Origin of the sequence: Paenibacillus sp. NPDC057967 (assembly GCF_042887015.1) — a bacterium.
GTDB lineage: Bacteria > Bacillota > Bacilli > Paenibacillales > Paenibacillaceae > Pristimantibacillus.
Map to the genome: position 1 here is coordinate 778,222 of NZ_JBHVQB010000001.1, position 16,781 is coordinate 795,002.

Annotated in this window: 17 protein-coding genes; 2 read left to right on the forward strand and 15 right to left on the reverse strand. The window is 51.8% G+C overall.

The annotated features are described in order from the left end of the window. Nucleotides 1-201: 201 nt before the first annotated feature. Together ACFVSO_RS03295 and coaW are read right to left on the reverse strand one after the other, a co-directional pair. Nucleotides 202-621, reverse strand: coding sequence for a hypothetical protein (locus ACFVSO_RS03295; protein WP_387470049.1), 420 nt, complete (start codon nucleotides 619-621; stop codon nucleotides 202-204). 133 nt (nucleotides 622-754) lie between these two features. Further along, on the reverse strand, nucleotides 755-1,570 hold the full coding sequence (gene coaW, locus ACFVSO_RS03300) for a type II pantothenate kinase (protein WP_387470051.1): 816 nt from the start codon (nucleotides 1,568-1,570) through the stop codon (nucleotides 755-757). Between the two features lie 296 nt (nucleotides 1,571-1,866). Here coaW and ACFVSO_RS03305 point away from each other — a divergent pair, with 296 nt between their 5' ends. Next, a complete protein-coding gene (locus ACFVSO_RS03305) occupies nucleotides 1,867-2,781 on the forward strand; it encodes a class I SAM-dependent methyltransferase (protein WP_387470053.1) in 915 nt (304 codons plus the stop codon). A 76-nt stretch (nucleotides 2,782-2,857) separates the two neighbouring features. Here the strand turns inward: ACFVSO_RS03305 and ACFVSO_RS03310 are convergent, their stop codons facing one another. The 11 genes from ACFVSO_RS03310 to ACFVSO_RS03360 all read right to left on the reverse strand — a co-directional run bounded on the left by ACFVSO_RS03310 (nucleotide 2,858) and on the right by ACFVSO_RS03360 (nucleotide 13,487). After that, nucleotides 2,858-3,706 (reverse strand): cupin domain-containing protein, encoded by an 849-nt coding sequence (locus ACFVSO_RS03310; protein ID WP_387470055.1) that lies wholly within the window; start codon nucleotides 3,704-3,706, stop codon nucleotides 2,858-2,860. 184 nt (nucleotides 3,707-3,890) lie between these two features. Next, nucleotides 3,891-4,979, reverse strand: coding sequence for an aspartate-semialdehyde dehydrogenase (gene asd, locus ACFVSO_RS03315; RefSeq protein ID WP_387470057.1), 1,089 nt, complete (start codon nucleotides 4,977-4,979; stop codon nucleotides 3,891-3,893). Between the two features lie 459 nt (nucleotides 4,980-5,438). Then, on the reverse strand, nucleotides 5,439-5,993 hold the full coding sequence (locus ACFVSO_RS03320; protein ID WP_387470059.1) for a GNAT family N-acetyltransferase: 555 nt from the start codon (nucleotides 5,991-5,993) through the stop codon (nucleotides 5,439-5,441). 78 nt (nucleotides 5,994-6,071) lie between these two features. After that, nucleotides 6,072-6,947: a hypothetical protein gene (locus ACFVSO_RS03325; protein ID WP_387470061.1), complete on the reverse strand. Its 876-nt coding sequence runs from the start codon at nucleotides 6,945-6,947 to the stop codon at nucleotides 6,072-6,074. Then, a complete protein-coding gene (locus ACFVSO_RS03330) occupies nucleotides 6,940-7,479 on the reverse strand; it encodes an RNA polymerase sigma factor (RefSeq protein ID WP_387470063.1) in 540 nt (179 codons plus the stop codon). Before ACFVSO_RS03330 ends, ACFVSO_RS03325 begins: the two co-directional genes overlap by 8 nt. 273 nt (nucleotides 7,480-7,752) lie before the next feature. Continuing rightward, complete coding sequence (locus ACFVSO_RS03335) at nucleotides 7,753-8,688, reverse strand: TauD/TfdA dioxygenase family protein (RefSeq protein ID WP_387470065.1); 936 nt, start codon at nucleotides 8,686-8,688, stop codon at nucleotides 7,753-7,755. Between the two features lie 189 nt (nucleotides 8,689-8,877). Further along, nucleotides 8,878-10,230 carry an LLM class flavin-dependent oxidoreductase gene (locus tag ACFVSO_RS03340; protein WP_387470067.1) on the reverse strand — a complete coding sequence of 451 codons (1,353 nt, stop codon included), beginning with the start codon at nucleotides 10,228-10,230 and terminating at the stop codon, nucleotides 8,878-8,880. A 42-nt stretch (nucleotides 10,231-10,272) separates the two neighbouring features. Beyond that, nucleotides 10,273-10,647, reverse strand: a complete 375-nt coding sequence (locus tag ACFVSO_RS03345; protein WP_387470069.1) for a hypothetical protein — start codon at nucleotides 10,645-10,647, stop codon at nucleotides 10,273-10,275. 66 nt (nucleotides 10,648-10,713) lie between these two features. After that, nucleotides 10,714-11,547 carry an ABC transporter permease gene (locus ACFVSO_RS03350; protein ID WP_387470071.1) on the reverse strand — a complete coding sequence of 278 codons (834 nt, stop codon included), beginning with the start codon at nucleotides 11,545-11,547 and terminating at the stop codon, nucleotides 10,714-10,716. Then, nucleotides 11,540-12,415 carry an ABC transporter ATP-binding protein gene (locus tag ACFVSO_RS03355; RefSeq protein ID WP_387470073.1) on the reverse strand — a complete coding sequence of 292 codons (876 nt, stop codon included), beginning with the start codon at nucleotides 12,413-12,415 and terminating at the stop codon, nucleotides 11,540-11,542. The genes ACFVSO_RS03350 and ACFVSO_RS03355 overlap by 8 nt, the downstream gene beginning before the upstream one ends. 13 nt (nucleotides 12,416-12,428) lie before the next feature. Then, nucleotides 12,429-13,487 carry an ABC transporter substrate-binding protein gene (locus ACFVSO_RS03360; protein ID WP_387470075.1) on the reverse strand — a complete coding sequence of 353 codons (1,059 nt, stop codon included), beginning with the start codon at nucleotides 13,485-13,487 and terminating at the stop codon, nucleotides 12,429-12,431. A gap of 390 nt (nucleotides 13,488-13,877) precedes the next feature. Here ACFVSO_RS03360 and ACFVSO_RS03365 point away from each other — a divergent pair, with 390 nt between their 5' ends. Then, nucleotides 13,878-15,152, forward strand: a complete 1,275-nt coding sequence (locus ACFVSO_RS03365) for a helix-turn-helix domain-containing protein (protein ID WP_387470077.1) — start codon at nucleotides 13,878-13,880, stop codon at nucleotides 15,150-15,152. Between the two features lie 116 nt (nucleotides 15,153-15,268). Here the strand turns inward: ACFVSO_RS03365 and ACFVSO_RS03370 are convergent, their stop codons facing one another. Then, complete coding sequence (locus tag ACFVSO_RS03370; protein WP_387470079.1) at nucleotides 15,269-15,442, reverse strand: hypothetical protein; 174 nt, start codon at nucleotides 15,440-15,442, stop codon at nucleotides 15,269-15,271. Nucleotides 15,443-15,596: 154 nt separating this feature from the next. Next, nucleotides 15,597-16,370 carry an SDR family NAD(P)-dependent oxidoreductase gene (locus ACFVSO_RS03375; protein WP_387470081.1) on the reverse strand — a complete coding sequence of 258 codons (774 nt, stop codon included), beginning with the start codon at nucleotides 16,368-16,370 and terminating at the stop codon, nucleotides 15,597-15,599. Nucleotides 16,371-16,781 lie beyond the last annotated feature (411 nt).

The window sequence follows — 16,781 nt, forward strand, 5'->3', positions numbered from 1 at the left end:
AACTATATTTCTTTATAATTCTTATTGGTTATGTATGAATTGTCAATTAGAAATGTAGAAAAAGCTGTTAGAAAAGGACAAAATACCTTTTTACTCATTCTGAACAATGGCAAATTAACGATCGATTGCACAGCAAAAAACCGCCAATGCTCTCGTTACCGAGAATACACCGGCGGCTTTGCCGCTACTTGCCTGATTCATTTATTCAAGACCGAATTGGGCCTTTGACTGCAGTTCTTCGCCTAGAAAGCTGAAGCTTGCGGATGCTCCCAATTCGCCGGAGCCTTCATACATGACAACGAACACATAGAGATCGCTGCCCTTCTTGCCGCTTTCTGCCATAACCTCGCCTTCGCTGCCGACAATCTCGATAATTTCCTCATAGGTCATACCGCTTTCGATTTTGGCATACTGCTCCTTTGTAATAAGTCCGCTTTTCGCTTCCGAATCGTTGTCCGCAGGCGGTGCGGATTCCGTGGCAACCGGACTTTCCTCAGGCTTTGCCGATTCCGTCGCAGCCGGGCTGTTCACCGGTTCACTCTTACCGTTATTGTTCGCGTTGCTGCAAGCCGCAGTCGTAAGAATGAGACTGGCTGCGATGATGAGTCGAATGATCTTCATAGCTCCTCCTATATCTGTGCAGGTATATATTTCCTTGTCACAAAAATTATAGGCCATCACTATCGTCCATTATCAGGTGCAAAGTAACTAATTAAGGCATCCTTTGCCATGCACACATGGAGCTCAAGTCCCATTAACCCCCAAGCTGCAATAGCGCTCCAGTCGCTCCGCAATACTCTCCGTTCTCCAGAAACATCGGTGTGGCGCCACGTAGTCTTGTGTAGCCCTCCACCGCGTCTTTCAGAAGCTCATTGCGAATAAAGGATGATCCGATGAAGACCACTGTACCGGCTCCAACTTGGCCCGCTGCAAGCACGCTCGTCGTGGCGACCGTCTCCCCCACAAGTCCGATGACAGAGGACAACAAATCGCTTTTGGTTAGTTCGCCCATGGCTGCGAGCGAGCTCAGCCTGCCGAAGTTGCTCGCCGTCAGTTCCCCCGGAATTGGCGGCTCTGCCCCTTCGTAGATATGCCTGACCTTCAGGTCGATCTGCTCCCGCGAGCCGTTTGCCGCTAATTGGACCAGCTCGTCAAAGTCGGTAAGTCCCGTCAACGCATACGACAAGCCCATAATCGTTCCGCCCCCGACACCCGTCCCCCCTACCCGCCGATGAGTTTGCTCCGACAAGTAGTGAATCGAGGTCCCGGTCCCGACATTCGTCAGAATGAACGATTCAAGCGGCACTCCTTTTTCCTGTAAAAGATAACGCACGCCCCGGTGAGTCGCTTCAAACTCTACGATCCCCGTCTGTGGCCGAACTCCGCAGGCCTCTAGCTGCTTGGCTTTGCCGCCAGTTACGCAAATTTCCGACGGGCCGCACTTTAGAATCCAATCCGCCGCAGCCTCTATATGAGATGACGAAAATGTCCGAAAGCGAATGGAGCCAGACTCCTCTTCTATGTATGCAATCTTAATTAACGTGCCGCCAGCATCAATGCCCAGCTTCATCCTGTTGTTCCCCCTCATAACCCCAAAGCCTCTATATCCAAAAGAATGCAATCATTATAACCTATTCCGCACAAAAAAACGCCTCTCCGACCAGTTCACTAGTCTAAAAAAGGCGCTGCCAGCTTCAGAATCCCATACGGGCAAACCGTAGAAAGATATAAAAAAATCGCCGTAAATTGTGGCGATCTCATGAACTTTTTATTTTTCACCTCTTTATTATACCATAAAATTACATAAAAATCAAGTGTTGTTTCATCTTTGCGCTGAATGCTACAACTGAATAGAGGTGATTTGAAATGGAAAAACAAAGCTTAACCGCTCTGGTCAGCGCATTTGCCAGAGCCTATCATGCCAGGCATAACGAGGTGAAAGTGTTCGACGACTCTATTGCCAGACAACTGATCAGCGACGAGGAATATGCAGGCATAAGCGGCAACATGGCAAAGGCCGCCGCTTTCTTCCGTCCGGAATTGTCCGGCTCCCCGGAAGATGCGCTGCGCGAGGTCGTCGACCATCAGCTGTCCCCGACGCCGCTTGGCCGGGCAGCCTTCACCGAAGAAATGCTCGAAGCGGCTGTGCGGCTTGGCGCACGGCAATACCTCATTTTCGCCGCGGGCTACGATACGTTCGCTTACCGCCAGCCGGCATGGGCAGCGCCGCTCCAAATCTTCGAGATCGACCATCCCGCAACGGCTGAAGACAAACAGAGGCGCGTATCGGCCCTTCCAATCGAGACGCCAGCTAATCTGCACGGCATCTCCGCTGACTTCCGCGAGCCGAACTGGCGAAGCCGTGTGCTGGACTGTCCCGCTTTTGACCCGATGCGCATCAGCTTCTGCAGTCTGCTTGGCATCAGCTATTATTTGACCAAAGAGGTATTCCGGCAATTGTTATCCGATATCTCCTCCATGCTCCCGCGCGGCAGCAGCATCGTCTTCGACTATCCCGATGAGCTGACGTTCACGGAACAGGCAGGCGATCGAGCCAAGATGCAGGTCATGATGGCAGCACAGGCAGGCGAGCCCATGCTGGCCAGCTACTCCTATACGGAGATGGAGCGCATGCTGGAAGAAGCCCATTTGCTCATATACAAGCATCTGCAGCCTGATGAGATTACCGCCCAGTTGTTTCAAGCTTATAACGACAGTCAGCCCGAACATGCGGTTATAGCATTCGATCATGTTCATTATGTCTTGGCGGTCAAGCAATAATACGCAGCACGCATACGGTACCTTTAAGCTCATGAGAAGAGGGAGTCAACGCTCCCTCTCTCTGGTTTCGCTGAAGTTACAGTTCCTGACCGTCCTCCGACGTAATCGCTCTTGTCTCTTCCACGGTTCCGAAAGGATGCTCCGGCGGCGCATAGATAACATAGACCTTCAGCGGCTCGACGCCAGTATTGGTCACATTATGCCACTTGCCTGCGGGTACCATGATCGCGTAGTCCTCGGAGGCTTCCGCCTGGAAATCCAGCCGGTCCCTGTGATCGCCCATCTGGACCAGTCCTTTTCCTTCCTCGATGCGGATGAACTGATCGGTTGTCGGATGGACTTCGAGGCCAATATCCTCGCCGACCTTGATGCTCATTACCGTCACTTGCAGATGCTGCCCTGTCCAAATGGCTTTACGATACGCATTGTTCTGCTCGGTGACCTTCTCTATGTTGACGACGTACGGATGGCCGCCCTGGTCGGTGGCCCGTTCCCGATCCAATGCAGCAAATCGTACCGCATTCTCTCTCTCCGCCATTGAAGCCTTTAAGAAGAGATGCTGAACGTAAGGATAGGGAGTAACAGAAGCCAGTTGACGGTAGTATACGCTGCCCTCCAGGCTAGCTCCGAATGCCATCTCCGCTCCTTCGCCGTAGCTGTGGAACGTCGTTCGCTCAGCTACATACGATGGCGACACCCCTGTCATCGAGCGATAAAAATCGGAGAACTGGCTGAACTGCGCATTCGCGTTGTCCACTGCTTGATGGATAAGGGCTCTCTGCTGCGGGCTAGGTGCTGTATGGGCCAACCGGTAATAGAAGTCAAGGATTGAAGCTTGTCTTGTCAGGCTATCATGAATCGCTTGAATTGCGGCTTGCGCCGACTCCTGCGGGATACTCGTGGTCATGCGGGGAAATTGATTCATCTCCGGGCGTTCCCTCCATAGGTTAATACCCGCATTATATGCCCATAGCGGAAGAACGTTCATATAATCCTATCTACGCGTGACCGTCAGCAACAAAAAGAACAGGAGCTATTCCGATGAGAATAGCTCCTGTTCTTCTATTGTTGCATGCTCTCGAGCGAACTCAGTGCAAATCTATCTTCGATTACGCTTTAGCTTGAATATATCCTTCCGCCTTCAGCAGCTCGGCGATCAATACAGCGCCGCCTGCCGCGCCGCGAAGCGTATTGTGCGAGAGACCGACAAACTTGAAGTCGTATAGGGAATCCTCGCGCAGTCTGCCTGCGGATACGCCCATGCCGCCTTCAATGTTGCGGTCCAGGTTCGTCTGTGGTCTGTTCTCTTCCTCGAAGTAGCTGATGAACTGCTTAGGCGCGCTTGGAAGCTCCAACTCTTGCGGACGGCCCTTGTAGGATTTCCACAGCTCCAGAATTTGCTCCTTCGAAGGTTTGTTCTCGAACGATACGAATACAGTAGCCAAGTGGCCGTCTTTTACCGGAACACGAATGCACTGTGTAGTAATATGCGGCTCGCTTGCTTTCACAATCGCGCCGTCTTCCACGCTGCCCCAGATGCGAAGCGGCTCCTGCTCGCTTTTCTCTTCCTCACCGCCGATGTACGGAATGACGTTGTCGAGCATTTCCGGCCAGTCCGTGAAGTTTTTGCCCGCGCCGGAGATCGCTTGATAGGTCGAAGCGACAACCGTCTTCGGCTTGAACTCCTGCAGCGCATGCAGCATAGGCACGTAGCTTTGGATGGAGCAGTTCGGTTTTACCGCGATGAAGCCAGTCTCCGTGCCCAGACGCTTGCGCTGAGCGGCAATAACGTCCAGATGGCCCGGGTTGATCTCAGGGATTACCATCGGCACATCCGCTGTCCAGCGGTGAGCGGAGTTGTTCGAGACTACAGGAGTTCCTGTCTTCGCATACGCTTCTTCCAGCGCCTTAATCTCATCCTTCTTCATATCTACTGCGCAGAAGATAAAGTCAACGTCAGCCGCGACTTCTTCCACTTTGGAAGCATCCTGTACGACGATGGACTTCACATCCTCCGGAATCGGCGTGTCCAGCTTCCATCTGCCCTGTACGGATTGCTCATAGGTCTTGCCAGCCGAGCTTGCGCTTGCGGCGATTGCCGTTACTTGAAACCAAGGATGTCCATCCAGCAGCTGTACGAATCGCTGCCCTACCATTCCCGTACCACCGACAATGCCAACTTTCAGTAATTGTGTCATAAGATTTATCTCCTCCTAAGTAGTATCCACTCGTCATGTCTGTCTTATTATTACATGTCATCTGCTATACTTTCGGAACAACAAAAAAATCCCACCCCCAAGACTGCTGTCAGTCTCAGGGACGAGATTGGATTCTCGCGGTACCACCCTAAATTCGCGTATATGTCGCCATATCCGCCTCTTCAAGTACGGCATGAACCAGGCATGCTTATACTCTAGCTCTGTAACAGGAGCTCCTGGCACACCACCCCCTGTAATTCTTACAGGTTCCGATGCGCTGCTCTGAGTCTTTTTTCGATCATGGATTCTTTGCTCCTTTTCAGCTGCCGGAGCTCTCTGCGAAAGAATGGGCCACCATCTACTTCTCTCTTCGTCGCATTTCTTGTGATTTATCTTATCAAGTATCAGGCCCGAGGTAAACCTTCTTTTTCAAAAAAGTAAAAATTTTTGTGCATTCGCTTAGTCAAATAGCAAATACCAGTATATCGCAACCTCTGTACGATTCTTATTCAGCCCGCGATATACGCGTGTATCGAATCCGCCGATGACAAAGCCGCAGCTTTCGTACAGACGGCAAGCGCGCACATTATGATTTTGCGTCTCCAGCATAATGCCAGGCATACCGCCTTCTCGCGCCCATTGTATGGCCTGTTCCACAAGCCGCCGGCCTATGCCCCCGCCTCTTTGCTTCGCATCCACCGCGATGTCTTCGATCAGCGCATACCGGTTCCAATTCCGCTTCAACAGGATGCGCCCGACAAACTGATTCCCGGCATAAGCCACGTACATGACCTGTTCGGGATTATCGATATAGTCGGTCGAATCCTCTTCATCCGTCTCTTCTTCTGCCGCTGTCTCTGCATAGCTTTTCACGTAGCCGGGCATTTCTTGCACGGTATAACTGATCTCCCCGTCCGTTACAGACAGGACAAGGGTCGAGTCTACTGTAAAGCGATCGTCGATGTCCTTCCACGTATCGCCATCCTCCATCGTCAGCCTTCGAATATCGATCATTACGTTTCCCCCGATTTCCCTTCAACCACAATCATAAGCACATTTTACCGCATGCAAGGCATGTTTTGAAGGATGGGCTTATGGCTCATTGACCAAGTTGGCTGTAACGACAGTTTGGGATAATTCATTATTGCTGACTTTGACATGAATAGATCTCGTCGTAATATTGCCATCGCGATCTGTAATGACAATCGTTATGGTATCCTGCAACAGCTCTTCAGGATAGCCTTCCAGTTGAATATGGCCTATCCCCGACAGACTGCCCGCTGCCATCTCCCTCTCTTCTTGTGATCCTGAAGGCGGCGGAGTAAGCCCCGCCCCGAGAAAACGAGAGAAGTTATCCTCTGCTGCCCACTTGTACAAATTCCACGCCGTCCAGAAATACCATATCTCACCGTAGTCTGTAAAATCCTCTTCAAAGGTCATCGTCATCTTTTTATCATACAGCAGATTGTAATCGGCAATTGAAATCTTCCGCTCCTCATCAAAGGTTTGATAGTATTCGAGGTTCCAATATTTCTCGTGCTGCGTCTTTGTCCAATCAGCGGCGTACAGGTATTCGTTTACGGATGAGATTTCGATTTTGGCGATATTGTCGCCTTCGATATAAAATTCCAGGCCCGGACGAGAATCGACGTTGCTGACCGTTGTACTGAATTGATCTGAAGATTTCTGACGGTCTGCGAGCTTGAACGTATGCGCCTCTTCACCGACTTTAAGATGAATGGCGTATACTGGCGCTGTTCCTCCAAAAGGACCGCTCAAGAAAACGACTACAGCCAACATAAGGCATAACGCAGGTGCAGCCCACCATATGTAACGACGCCTCGCGGGCCGCTCCCCGCTCGCCTCCGAGGACTGCTTGCGGTTTATGAGATGACTCCGCATCCTCTTCTTCTGAGACTCGTCTGGCGACATATTTTCAAATAATGAAGTTAGTTCCTCTCTACTCATACCTATCATCTCCCATCTGCAATTTCAGTCGTTTCCGCCCGCTTCTCATCTGCGACTTCACCGTGTTAGGATTCAGCTTTAACATAACAGCGATTTCGGCTACTTTATAACCTTCGTAATAATACAGGTACAGGAGCAGTCTAAGCGTCGATGGAAGCTTGCGCAGGTTGTCCTCCAACTCGCGGGTTTCAACTGTTGCTAGACCAGCTAGCTCCATCGTGCTGGGATCAATATCCACCACTTTTTTCTTCCACCATTTGCGGTGCATATCACGGCAATGGTTCCGGGCCGTCACAATTAACCATGCTTTCTCATGATCGCTATTGGCGAACAGCCTGCCGTTTTCCATTAATTTGACGAACACCGACTGCGCCGCATCTTCCGCATCCTGCTTGTTGCCCATAAGTGAATAGCAAACCCGGAAAACCGTGTCGATGTGCCGGTCATACACATCAAGGATTGAACTTTCCACGCCATCAGTATCATAGGATACGACGTTGTTGTGGCGTGCGACTAACGAGGATATTTTCACTCTGCTTCCTCCTTTCTCCCCTAACACGATTCAGAGGGCAGAATGGTTTTCCGTGCATCCGCAATATTTGAACTTTTTGTGATTACTGGGAATAACTCTCCTTTCCATTATGAACGGTTATTGGAAACTCATCTACCTTCATATCTGAAAATTGCTAATGCGTTGACGCTTCTGAAAATAAAAAAGGCCGCAGCAGCTAGCCTTATGGCTAACAGATGCAACCTCTACTATTATAAGATTCGCTGCGACTAACCCGAATTTAATGGCATAACTTTAAGCAGATTCTGCCTCGGAGGCTTGCCCCTCGGACGACTTGTAGCGAGCTACGCTGCGGCGTCCGTCAATGCTTACGGGCACGTCGCCGTCAATGGTCACACGGCGTACGACGCGATGCTGGTCGCCATAATCGTTGACCGCATAATGCTGCGTCGCCCGGTTATCCCAGATAACGACATCCCCTTCAGCCCAGCGCCAACGAACCGTATTTTCCAGTTTGGTCACATGATTTTGCAGCAAGTTAAACAGTTGATTGGAGTCCGCCTTGGACAAGCCGATAATTTGCTTCACAAAGTGACCTAGCAGCAAGCTGCGCTCACCTGTCTCGGGATGGACGCGTACGACTGGATGTTCCGTCTCATAGACGGTAGACCGGAACACATCTCGATGATATCGCTGAGCTTCCTCGGAGATCTGATTGCGCTGGGCCGCATAATCGTAATCATTGCTATGGACGGCCCACAGTCCGTTTACCAACTGCTTCAGATCGTCAGGCAACTGTTCGTAAGCGGCAGCCGTATTCGCCCAGACCGTGTCGCCTCCAGCTTCGGGGATGACTACTGCCCGCAACACCGATGCTTGCGGATAAGCATCCACGAAGGATACGTCTGTATGCCACGAGTCGGCTCTGCCGCCATGAGCGGAGTTCAGCTCCAACACATATTCCGTGCCTTGCTTAATCGGAACGGTAGGATGAGCAACGGGATCGCCAAGCTGATGGGCGAAGGCCTCTTGTCCCGTATCATCCAAGTGCTGCTGATTCCGCAGGAAAATGACCTTGTACTTCAGCAACGCTTCGCGTAGCTCTGCCAGCGTCTCCTGCGGCAAATCGCCTCCCAGTTGAACGCCTCTAATCTCTGCTCCAATTCTTCCTGCAACCGGGTGGATAGATAATGCCGCTTCCTTCTGAATCGATTGCTCTGCTTTGCTCATCTCATAACCTCCATTTGGTTCCCTTGTATCAGGGGATAGTGTAATGCGTCATGTTTCATGCGATCTATAGTCGATCATTCGTGGTTGTCAGAGTTAATGATGTTGCTTGCTCTTGCTGCAAGGCGGCATCCTTGGCTATTCCAAAAGAATCGACCTCCGCAGACCACCTCCAACAAAGACAGCCTTCCATTACTGCGAAATAGCCGCAGTTGTCGCAGTATGCACAGCCGGGTGATTCGGCCTCCGCAAGCCCAGATTGCCGCGCAGCGTATCCCCCTCATATTCGGTGCGGAACAAGCCTCTGTGCTGCAGCTCCGGAATAACGCTGCCTGCGAATTCATCCAGGCCGCCCGGCAAGTAAGGCGGCATCACATTGAAGCCGTCCGCGCCGCTTGATAAGAACCATTCCTCGAGCTGATCCGCGATTTGCGTAGCCGTACCGGCAAACGTCCGGTGGCCTCTGCCTCCCGCAAGGCGGTGAAGCAACTGGCGAATCGTGAGCTTCTCCCGCTCGGCCAAATCCACAACTAGCTGGAAGCGACTCTTATTGCCGTTGATGTCTTCCAGCTTCGGCAGCTCAGGCAGCGGCCCATCAAGCGGATAGGTGAACAGGTCGACGCCCAGCATATTGGACAGCTGATTGAGCCCATATTCCGGCACCGTCAGCTCGTTGATCTCCTGCTCCTTCTCCTTCGCCTCGCTCTCCGTCGCGCCGATAATCGGGCAGATGCCCGGCAGAATCAACAGCTGGTCAGGCGTTCTGCCGTAACGGAGCAGCCTGCCCTTCACATCCGTATAGAACAGCTGCGCCTCTGGCAAGGTTTGCTGCGCCGTGAAGATCGCTTCTGCATATTGCGCGGCGAACTCCTTGCCATCCTCCGATGAGCCCGCTTGAACCAGCACAGGGTAGCCTTGCGGCGGACGTGAGATATTAAGCGGTCCCCGCACTTGGAAGTGCTCCCCATGATGCGAGATCGGCTGCACCTTCTGCGGGTCGGCGAACACGCCGGACTCGCGATCGATGATGAGCGCGTCATCCTGCCAGCTGTCCCAAAGCGCCGTCGTCACATCAAGAAATTCCTTGGCCCGCTCATAGCGCTTGGCATGCTCCGGATGCGTATCCCGATTGAAGTTCTGCGCCTCGTGTATACTGCCCGACGTGACGATGTTCCAGCCCGCGCGGCCATTACTAAGATGATCGAGCGAAGCGAACTTGCGCGCCACATGAAAGGGCTCATTGTAAGTGGTCGAGACGGTGCCGATCAGTCCGATGCGCTCGGTGACTGCCGCCAGCGCCGACAGCAGGGTGAACGGCTCCAGTCCCACGAATGCTCCATGCTTCACATGCTTGTTGATCGCCAGACCGTCAGCGAGGAAGACGGAATCGAACTTGGCCGCCTCCGCCGTCTGGGCCAGCCGCTGATAATGCTTCAGATCGTTAATCCGCTCCGGCTCAGTCCCTTTGTACCGCCAAGCCGCCTCATGATGGCCGACATTCATAATAAATAAATTCAAACGCAATTGCCGTTTTGGTTTACCCATTCTTCCTCTACCCCTTCCCAATTGCCGGCTTCATGAGCCGTGTTATACGATTTGCAGGTGCGTGAAGATCAGCTGCGCTTGCTCTAAGCCGAGTTTCTCGGCTTGCAGATGCTCGAAGCTCTGCTGCGTACGCTCTAAGCCGAGTTTCTCGGCTTGCAGCTGCTCGAAGCTCTGCTGCGTACGCTCTAAGCCGAGTTTCTCGGCTTGCAACTCCTCGCGGCTCTGCTGCGCTTGCTCTAAGCTGAGTTTTTCGGCTTGCAACACCTCACGGCTCTGCTGCGCTTGCTCTAAGCTGAGTTTTTCGGCTTGCAACACCTCACGGCTCTGCTGCGCACGCTCTAAGCCGAGTTTTTCGGCTTGCAGATGCTCGAAGCTCTGCTGCGCACGCTCTAAACCGAGTTTTTCGGCTTGCAACACCTCGCGGCTCTGCTGCATATGCTCTGAGCCGAGTTTCTCGGCTTAGAGCTCCTCGCTTCACCGAAACTAATCTCTTGCGTTCTGCTTCCAGCCTGTCAGCCGCTTCTCCAGCGATACGAGCACATAGTTCACGATGAGCCCAATGACGGAAATCGTAATGATGCCCGCGTACATCTCGGTAATTAGAAAGCTGAACTGCGCGTACTGAATCAAGTAGCCTAGCCCCGACGTCGCACCCACCATCTCTGCCGCCACTAACACAAGAATAGAGCTTGCCCCCGCCTGCCGGATACCGACGAAGATCGTAGGGATCGAAGCCGGTACAATCACTTTGCGGAAGAGGCTGACTGCATTCAGCCCCATAGAACGGGCTGACTTGATCAGCAGCGGGTCCACATTCTTCACTCCGCTGATCGTATTAAGCAGCAGCGGGAAGATACAAGCGTAGAAGACAATCGCCACCTTCGACGTCTCGCCAAGACCGAGCAGCAGGATAAATACCGGTAGTATAGCGAGCGCAGCCGTATTGCGCATCAGCTCCAAGAACGGGTTCAAGTATTCAGCGACCGGCTTCCACCATCCGATCGCCAGACCAAGCGGAATGCTGACCGCGATAGCTAGCGAGAAGCCCCCGATAGAGCGTGTTAGACTCGCTGCCGTATGGTCCAGCAGATCGCCCGACAGCAACAGCTGCCACCAGGTAGCTAGCACCTGAGAGATTGGCGGGAAAAAGGTACTGTTAACGATCCCAAGGCGTGGCGTAATCTCCCAAATGGCCAGCAGCACCACAATTACGATTGAATTTTTGAATAGCTTGCTCAGAGCGGCAAACGACCAGCGCACAGCATCCAGACTTTTTGCCTTCGGCCATACCAGCTCCCCTGCCCTTCCGTTAGCCATGTTTGGCCACCCCTTTCCTCGTGCCCGCCGATTTGAAGCTGTCCAGCGTCTTGCTCTTCTCCTGCTCCTGAGCGCGAACCACCTCATCCTTCAGCAGCTCCCATATTTCATGGCGCAACCGGACGAACTCCGGATTAGAGCGCAAATCCTCTTCACTGGTGCGGGATTCGAACGGAATATCGATCACTTGCTTGATCCGACCCGGACGGGAGGACATGACCGCAACGCGTTGGCCGAGATATACGGCCTCTTCAATCCCGTGCGTAATGAAGATAATCGTCTTCTTCGTTGTCTCCCAAATGCGCAGCAGTTCGCTCTGGAGCGTCTCTCTCGTCTGAGCGTCCAGTGCCGCGAACGGCTCATCCATCAGCAGCACTTCGGGATCGTAGGCCAAACTGCGCGCTATCGCCACTCGTTGCTTCATCCCGCCCGACAGCTCATGAGGATAGCGGTTCTCGAAGCCGGATAGTCCGACAAGATCGATATACTCCTTTGCCCGTTTCCTTCGTTCCTCGCGACCTACGCCCTTCGCCTCCAAGCCAAATTCCACATTGCCGAGCGCTGTCTTCCACGGAAACAAGGCATATTGCTGAAAGACGATTCCCCGATCCAGATTGGGACCGGTAATCGGCTTGCCGTCGAGCAGAATGCGACCGCTATTCGGCGTTGTCAATCCCGCCAACAGATCAAGCAAGGTTGATTTTCCGCAGCCGCTTGGACCAACAATTACCATGAACTCCCCTTGCCGAACCTCAAGATTGATATCATGCAGGGCCGACAGCGGCTGCGCGTCTTCCTTCAGCGCGCCCATATTGCGCTTGATGCGAAATGACTTTTGCACATGCTCAATGCTTATTTTGACAGTCATCGCTCGCTCCCCCTTATTTGTTGAAAGGATTAAATTCATTCGTGAACAGATCAGACGATTGGTAATCTCCCGCCTTCAGCTCGCCTTCATTAACCAGCCAGTCGATCCACGTCTGGAATTCCTTCTCCGCGATCAGGCCGCCTTCACCGGCGACGCCCGTGCTCTTCCAATACTTGACCGTATCCTTGTCTTCCTTACGGTCCCGCTTCTGGATGATGCTCTCATATCTCGCGATGACTTCTTCACGCGGAGTATTGCGCGCCCACTCGATTGCTTTGGCTGTCGCTTCTATGAACTTGCTCACGGTTTTCGGATTCTCTTTAATGAATTTGTCCGTAAGCACATAACTACCTGCGCTGAAGTTGCCGAACAGTTCCTTGTCAGTGAAAAGCGGACGGATGCCGCCCCTCTCCAAAGCCTTGTCGCGCAATAGACCGCCCAGTGTCGCTACATCGATCTGATTGGCCCGAAGCGTCTGCTCCGATGTAACCGGAGGCACGACCACAAGCGCTACCTGCTTGATCTCCTCTGCCGTCAGGCCCTCTCTGTGCAAATATTCCTTAATGACAAACTCATGATGAGCGCCAAGCGTGTTGACCGCGATTCGTTTGCCAATCAAATCTCGCGCCGACTGGATCGGGCTGTCGTCGAGCACGTAATATCCCGTCCAGGTATTGTCATCTACACCGTAGTAGCTGATAACCGATTTGATTGGCGCTTTGGCGGCAATCAGCTTGACGATAGCCCCATTGAACGCCCCGCCAAAATCGGTATCGCCAGTCACAACAGCTTGAATATCCTGCGGTCCGCTAATCGTATTGCCGATAAACTTCAGCTTAAGCGGCGCCAGATAACCCAGATCCTCGGCCAGCTCCGGGAAAGTGACCGCTCCCACGCTGCCTTGGTAACGAAGTTCAGTAATCTCCAGCTTCTCGCCGTCTGCCGAGGCTGATGCAGCAGAGTCTGACTTGCCCCCGCATGCGCTAAGCATGAGCACTGCAGCAAGCAGCAGCGGCAACAGCCGAATTGTACGTTTAAGTGAACGGTGCTGAACCCGCATTGTTTTGATCATGATATCCCCACTCCAATTGTCGTATTATTCTGTCTATTTATAAAAGAGCTCTTCCCGCCGCTGGCAACAGTCTACTCGTTATTACGCCCCAAGAAGATGCGGCAACAATAGAAATCCCTCATGACTTCCCAGCCGGGACTCATCTGCTTGCTAGTCATCGGCCTTCCCCCTTCGCTCAAACTCGGTTTGCGACTTTTTTCTACAGTCACATATATACACTTATTCCTATATACTTACTATGTTTAATTTCTTATAATTGACTATATGACTCCTCATTTCATGTGTCAACGGAGAAAGAGCAAGTGACCATGAATGACCATGAATGACCATGAATGACCACGAGTAACCATTTTGAAGCGGCGGCAAGTTGCTTGAAGGAGGGCGTATCCGATGTCATTACAGCAGTTTAATTTGCTTACTTTGCATGAGGCGATGGATTTGCTAGGCATCAGCAGATCCACCTTCGACCGTTGGCGGAGACACAAGCAGCTTCCCTTTCGCAAGATCGGCAAGGAAATATGGATCGACAAGAACGAGTTGGAGACGTGGATTCATCGTCATGCAACTATTCTGCACAACGCGGCCATGTTGCAGGAAAGCGTAAAGAACATGCCAAGCAGACATCAGGAAATTCAGGACAGCGAGGATGATCCGAATAAGAGCCTCGGCTCTGCTGCCGATACTCCCATAATCGTCAACGTAGGATATCAAAGCCGTTCCGCGCAAATCTGGACTTCCTTAGTGATGAAAGAGCTAGGCTGGTTCGAGGAAGAATTGTCCCGTACGTTGCCGGGGAGGACTGTTAAGGTGCAATGGAGCGATGCGCCTAACGGACCGGAGCTTGTCCAGGGAATGATCGGCGGACATATCCATATCGCCTCGCTTGGGGACTATCCCATTGCGCTATGCTCTTCGCTCGGCCAGGTCCTTCCCTCCTTCCGTCCGGTCTTACTCGCTTGCGACGGCAAGACGCAAGGGGGACAAGGGATCGCTCTCGTCATTCGCAATGATATAGAGCTAAGGACCACCTCCCATATCGAGAGCCTGTCGATCTCCGCAGTCGCCCAGTCCAGCTCTGGCGGGCGCATGGCTAATATCCTTCGCACCTTCGGCATTGAAGACAGCCAGGTTTTGCATAAGGAGCTGGATGATAGCATCACAGCCATGATGCGGCAGGAGCTGTCCGGGAGCGTGCTGAATGAACCCTATATCAGCCTAGCCAAGCATCACGGAATAGGTCGGGTACTGGCTCAAGAAGAGCCGGGAGACGACTTCCTGACCGGCATCGTCGTCGACGAAGCTTGGGCAAGCCGCTATCCCGCCGTCATTGTGGCTTATCTCAAAGCACATCTGCGCGTGCATCAATTTGTACGGTCGTCCCCGCTTCGGGCGGCGAGCATCATCTCGCGACGCCAGGGCATACCAGCCGAAGTCGCCGCCTCCATCGTAGCAAGCGTACGCTGGGATTCAGCCCTGTACGATAAAGAACTAACCAGCTTGAACCGGCTGAACCGGGAACAATCCCGCAGCAATGGATGGCTTACAGCCGGGCATGGCATTCAGTACCGTTTCGAATACCTATATGAAGCGATGGAAGCTCTGCGGCTTCCTGTTCCAGGAACCGCGCTGCTACATGAAGACTGGGGCGCTCGTCAGCTGTTTTAGCTCTACTCCTTATTTAATCGCAAAAGATCAATCGCAGAAAAAGCAAAATAACCAGTCGCCATTTAACGGCGGCTGGTTTTAGTCAGTTTATATGAATATCACTTCATTTTTTAGCTTTATTTTTGAAAATCATATGATTTAATCATTTTTGCTATACCTTTATAAGTCAGCCCCCAGATCATGGGGAAGAAGATAATTCCAATCATTAGGAGGCCAAGGAAGAAGGCAACTGTAAGAAACACCATACCTACCAAAGTTGCTAATATAGCAACTTTCCCCTCACTATACACTTAAACTTCCTCCTTCTTTTTTAGTTCCATCATATTCCATATCGCATCTGGTGTCTATTTTCACTTTAAGAAGGGTTAGGGCACCGGCACAATTGCATGACAAAAACCCCAGACATAAGGCCTGGGGCTTCATCCATTCATATGCTTATAGCATTTATTGATTCATCTGACCGCCGTCAACGGTGTAGATGGATTGAGTAACATAGGATGAGTCGTCGGACAGCAGGAAGATCGCCACATTGGCTACTTCTTCCGCTTCGCCGTAGCGGCCCATCGGCACGGCTGCGCCAAATGCTTTTCTTGCTCCTTCGGCATTCTGAGGCACCGTATTTTTTTCGATCTGGCGCATCATGCGGGTGTTAATAACACCAGGCGCTACAGCATTCACGCGAACGCCGAATGGCGCTGTCTCCAGTGCAACTACGCGAGTCATCCCGATCAAAGCATGCTTGGAGCTGTTGTAGCCGACAAATCCGGGCGAGCCGATCAGACCAGCGCCGGAAGCGGTGTTCACAATGCTGCCGTAGCCTTGCTTTTTCATAGTCGGAACGACGTATTTCAGACCAAAGAAAGCGCCCTTCACATTGACATTCAGAACCATTTCAAAGATTTCTGTAGGATAGTCCTCTACATTGGCTGTAATGCCCTCAATACCGGCATTGTTGAAGAAGCCGTCGATTTTCCCGAATTTGTCGAGCGTAGCGTCAACGTACGCTTTAACCTCATCTTCCTTAGCTACATTCGCTTGCAGGGCAATCGCTCTGCCCTCATCTAGGCCCAATTCCGAAATAACGGCCTGTACTGCATCCAATTTCAAATCGACTAAAGCAAGACTTGCTCCTTGCTCAGCCAATTTCTGTGCGGTTACTTTACCGATTCCGCCTGCCGCACCGGTTATAATAATGACTTTTCCATCGAATTTTCCCATATGAATAAGCCTCCTTTAGATTTATACCCAAGACATCTTAGGATTCGCCGCTATTAGGCTCTATATCCGAATTTACATACCCATCTCGTACTTTGTATCAAATAAAACTTTAGTAGCTGTCTGCGCAGGACAACCTTACAAAAACACTTGTCCCAATGGAGTTGAAGCCATTGCAACTTGTGCGATTTTGTTCACATCTTTATTGTACTACCTCGCACTTCTTGAACAAATCATTAGATTAGGAGCAAGTGTCGGATTCATCAACACTTCTGGCGCAAATGTCGGATTTGGAAGTGAATGCTCTCATAAGGGAAGAACCGATAAACGGGTTGCTTGTTGTAACGGGGATCTAGCGGTGTTCAATAAAAACGGCCAGAAGGATGCTTTTTTAGAAAAAGCGTCCTTCTGGCC